The following is a 1,988-nucleotide window of genomic DNA, read 5'->3' on the forward strand; positions in this document are numbered from 1 at the left end:
AGCGTGGCCGAATATTCATGTCGTCCGTTCGAGGCGCGCAACACCGAATAACGCACTTTCACGTACTGCCCGATGTTCGACGTGACATATTCCTTGTCGACTCTGAAGCGCACAGGCTGGCCTTCACTCACAGTGGTGATCGGCACCCAGTCGCTGATACTGCCGAAGGGGTTGGGGCTTCGCCAGTAGTACGTCAGCACATCGCCTCTGACGGTTTTCGCCTCGCCGATCAGCACATGAACGCTGTCGAACACCTTCGACGGATCAAGCACATCCCCCGGCGGCTCGGCCTCCTCGACAACAGGTTTGGGCAGCGTTGCCCGGATCTTCTCGACTTTAGCCAGCAAGCGCTCGGACTCTGTGATAGCGAGAAGACCCGGTGCATCGTTGGCGACGACATAGGAAAGGTCGAGCGTGCCGTTATCAAGCACACTGATGTGTTCATCATTGATGTAGAACGTCACCACGCCTTCCTTGGCTTCGTTGTCGCTGACGATATGCGGAACCTCGTGCTCATACTCGTCGCCATTGGACCGGGTGCCATACCATCTCAGGCAGATCAGATCGCCGTTTTTCATGCCGTAGCGCACATCGACAGTGGCGTAGGGCTCGTCCGGTTCGAGGGTGTCGCCGATCAGTTCGCGAAGGGTCGGCTCGGGCAACATGTTGACGTCGCCCACTACAGTCGCAATGGTCCGCTGGGAAGACAGCGGGTCGCCACCGTCCTTTTTGTAGAGAATATAAGAGGCGTCGGCTTTGCCCAGAGCGAGGGCCCTGATCAAGTCATAGGGCACCTTGATTTCCAGCACCGCGGGAATGTTGTCGATCTCGCGGGTTGCGCTGCAAACGATCGGTTCAGCGTTGCCTGGCGGTTTACCGATGAAGGTCATTTCCACGTTGTCGCCCAGACTGAAGTCCTTGGGGTTGACGTGGATCTGTACTGTTACCGGCAGCTTGTTCAAATCCCGGATGGTAATGACTTTATTGACCGCTTCCTTGAAGATTGGCGGTTCCAGGCGCCAGCCGCCGGCGTCCACGTCAATGTAGGTGCGTTTGGAATGGCGGTCGGCCCAGTTCCACACTTCATCATTGATGTCGTATTTGATTTCCCGTTTCAGGCCATCGCCGGCGCGGAGAATGTGTTCCTGTTCGATGCGGATTTCGATCGGTTGCTTCTTGTCGGCCTGGTCTTGGGTGATGGGGTGCGCGGGTAGCGAATAGTCGCCTACCTGCAATCTGACTTTATCGTTTCGCGTGCAGTACACGTAGTGAGGGATTGTGACCGGCACCCCGTTTTTTGCCCATTCGGCGTCTATGACGCCCTGTTCGACCAGCTCGGGCGGCAACTGCACGATGTTCAGTTCTGAATGGCCGTCGGGCAAATGCGGATCCTTGTCACGATTTCCTGGCTTGTAAAGCTTGATCAGTACCCGCAAGGACGCCGGCGGTGGATCGGGCTGAGTCTCGCCCACGCGGGTCAGTACATAATGGCAATTCTCAGCCCACCCCGACTCTGCCGGCGTCGGCAAATAGAAGAACACCCGCTGATTGACTTCGTCGGCCGCTACGAATCGTTCGAGCACTTTCTCGTTATTCCAGTGGATCTCGAGTTTGTCCCCCTCTTTCATGGGGGGCAGATAAGGATTGATCACGCAAAGCAGGCCCTGCGGATCGTCGGTGGCCACGTTGATGTTGATACCGCCATCGCCGTCTTGCGTCGGTTCGAGCATCCCTGGAATCAGCAGCGGGCGCAGTACCAGTGTGTCATTGCCTTCCCTCAGGGGAGGGAAGCGGAAGAGTGTGTGAGAAGGCATCAGGCAAGACCTCTTGAAGAGCGCGCAGGCGTCGTGTGGTAGTCGAATTCATCGAGAGGCAGGGTGCGTGCAAGCGCGGGGTGGATGGCGAACATGGGCGTGCACTCCGTGTCGGGTGATGGAGTGATTGAACCTGTGTTGAAGGGTTTGCACACCTGTCAAGTCTGACAGGTT

General features: G+C 57.1%; 1 pseudogene. It reads right to left on the reverse strand.

Going from position 1 to position 1,988, the window contains the following annotated elements:
- Positions 1-1,814: pseudogene (locus CKW17_RS29425) on the reverse strand (Ig-like domain repeat protein); the annotation flags it as partial.
- Positions 1,815-1,988: the final 174 nt, after the last annotated feature.

The organism is Pseudomonas sp. Irchel s3f10 (assembly GCF_900187515.1).
Lineage (GTDB): Bacteria > Pseudomonadota > Gammaproteobacteria > Pseudomonadales > Pseudomonadaceae > Aquipseudomonas > Aquipseudomonas tensinigenes.